Raw genomic sequence first — 1,786 nt, 5'->3', positions numbered from 1 at the left:
GGCCTCGCGCGGGCAAAAAGTGCGGCTCTGGGTGGACGATGCCTCAGCATTGACATGGATGGCCCCCGGGGGCTGTGAAGGCGTGCAGGTATTTCCGTGGCCCTCCGGTGAACAACCCCTGGACCTGGACGCCGCAAGGCTCGCCGGGCAGCCCTGCGATGTGCTGGTTGAGGCCTTCGGCTGTGAAGTTGCTCCTGTTTTCATAGCGGTTTGCGCTCGCCAGCATTGGGCTGGAGGCCAAAAACCCGTATGGATCAATCTCGAATACCTGTCTGCCGAGGACTACGTGGAGCGCTCCCACGCCATGCCGTCGCCGGTACAAAGCGGTCCGGCCGCCGGCTGGACCAAGTGGTTTTTCTACCCGGGCTTCACGGCTGGTACCGGCGGGCTGCTGCGCGAGTCAGGCCTGCAGGACAGGCAAGCAGGCTTTGACCGCGCAGGCTGGTTGAAAACCTACGGAATCCACTGGGGCGGCGAAACCCTGGTGTCCCTGTTTTGCTATGAGCCCCCCGCGCTCGAAGGCCTGCTGGCGCAATTTTCAGAACATGGCTTGCAGGGCAAACCGGTGCATCTGCTGGTGGCTGCGGGGCGTGCCGCAAATGCCGTTCGCACCCTGCTTGACGATCAAAATCGGCTGCAGCCCAATAAGGACGGGCGCAAGCAGCTATCAATTTCATACCTCCCCCTGCTGACGCAAACCGGCTTTGACCACCTGCTCTGGGCCTCGGACCTGAATTTTGTGCGCGGGGAGGACTCGGTGGTGCGGGCGCTTTGGGCCGGCAAGCCTTTCGTCTGGCACATCTATCCGCAGCATGACGGCGCCCACCTGGCCAAACTGCAGGCCTTCCTGGACATGCTCCAGGCGCCCCCCTCCCTGCGGGCTTTTCACGCCGCCTGGAACGRCAAAACAGCGTCGCCACCCACCGTCGGCGGCCTGGCGTCCTTCCCCATTGACCTGCCGGCCTGGCAAGCAACAGCCCAAGCGACCCGTTCCCGCCTCATGGCCCAAGACGACCTGGGGACACGGCTGCTCGGTTTCGTGACAAAAAAACGTTAAAATCATAGGCTTTGCAGAACAGCCTGAAGGTCGACCAGACTTTGGCGTCCTGCACAACCCGCCGCGGAACCTGCACACCGGTGCAAGCGTTTAGCGGCCTACCTCAGTAAAACTGCTATGAAAATCGCTCAAGAAATCCGCGCCGGCAACGTCATCATGAACGGCAAAGACCCGATGGTGGTGCTCAAGACCGAATACAGCCGCGGCGGGCGCAATTCCGCCACCGTGCGCATGAAGCTCAAAAGCCTGGTCGCCAACTTCAACACCGAAGTCGTGTTCAAGGCCGACGACAAGATCGACCAGATCGTCCTCGACAAAAAGGACTGCACCTATTCCTACTTCGCAGACCCGCTGTATGTCTGCATGGACTCCGAATACAACCAGTACGAAGTCGAAGCGGAAAACATGGGCGATTCGCTCAATTACCTGCAGGACGGCATGGAACTGGAAGTCGTGTTCTACGACGGCAAGGCCATCTCGGTTGAACTGCCCACCAGCGTGCAGCGCGAAATCACCTGGACCGAACCCGCCGTCAAGGGCGACACCTCCGGCAAGGTTCTGAAGCCTGCCAAGATCGCCACCGGCTTTGAAATCGGCGTGCCCATCTTTGTGGCGCAAGGCGACGTGGTCGAAATCGACACCCGCACCGGCGAGTACCGCAAGCGCGTGTAATCCCGCTTCTGCCTCTTTCATCTCCCTCAAAAGGCTCCTTACGGAGCCTTTTTGCTT

General features: G+C 60.6%; 2 protein-coding genes. Both read left to right on the top strand.

Going from position 1 to position 1,786, the window contains the following annotated elements:
* Positions 1-1,057: elongation factor P maturation arginine rhamnosyltransferase EarP (gene earP, locus AC1D1X_RS22240; RefSeq protein ID WP_477699213.1), on the top strand; the 1,057-nt coding region annotated here is incomplete at its 5' end.
* 117 nt (positions 1,058-1,174) lie between these two features.
* The gene (gene efp / locus AC1D1X_RS22235) at positions 1,175-1,729 is read left to right on the top strand and encodes an elongation factor P (RefSeq protein ID WP_411883615.1); all 555 of its coding nucleotides are present in this window, start codon (positions 1,175-1,177) and stop codon (positions 1,727-1,729) included.
* Positions 1,730-1,786: the final 57 nt, after the last annotated feature.

The sequence above is a fragment of the Polaromonas sp. P1_G4 genome (assembly GCF_056405475.1).
The sequence above is the reverse complement of the archived record's forward strand: the minus strand, read 5'-3'. Positions and strand labels throughout refer to the sequence as shown.